This window comes from Psychrobacter sp. 1Y4 (genome assembly GCF_051847555.1).
The window spans coordinates 1-706 of the sequence record NZ_JBPYDE010000552.1 but is presented as its reverse complement, the minus strand read 5'-3'; the positions used below and the strand labels follow the sequence as shown (position 1 = coordinate 706).

Below are 706 nucleotides of genomic sequence, written 5' to 3'. Positions count from 1 at the left end.
ATCGTCGATGAGTGGACACAAGCACTGGGCTTGTTGGATAACCTACGTAGCGGGTTTGCCAAAACTGCCAGTATCGTATCGAGCGTTGCGAGTGAAGAAAAACGTGAAGTCGGCGAAAAGTTCAAAGACTATTTCGAGCATAGCGAAAGCCTTGCCCGTCTGCCTAACCATCGCCTATTAGCAATGTTGCGCGGTCGTCAAGAAAACGTCTTGGGTCTGAAAATTGAAGGCGAAGACGCCCCCTTTATCGAAAAAATCATCAATCATTTCGATGTCGATGCCAAAGCGCCAGCAGCACGCCGTGAGTTTTTGGCAGAGGCAGCCAGCAGCTTATGGAAAGACAAATGGCGTCCGCATATCGAGCATCGCCTATTAACTGAAAAGCGTCTAGCCGCAGAAGCAGATGCGATCGATGTATTCGCTAGCAATCTACAGCATTTACTAATGTCTGCGCCGGCAGGTCCTAAAGTGATCTTAGGTGTCGATCCTGGTATCCGTCATGGTGTAAAAATGGCCATCGTCGATGCGCAAGGTCATGTGATGCTGGATAGTGAAGAGAAGCCTGTCATCGCGACAGTGTATCCGTTCGCACCTGACAACAAAATGACTGAAGCCAAAAAAGTCATCGATGAGCTATTAAGCACTTATAACGTTGATTTGGTCGCTATCGGTAATGGTACGGCAAGTCGCGAAACCGATGCGATGA

1 pseudogene is annotated in these 706 nt (G+C 48.4%); it reads left to right on the top strand.

What is annotated here, in order from left to right:
• A pseudogene (locus tag ACS8FC_RS17510) lies at positions 1-706 on the top strand (RNA-binding transcriptional accessory protein); the annotation flags it as partial.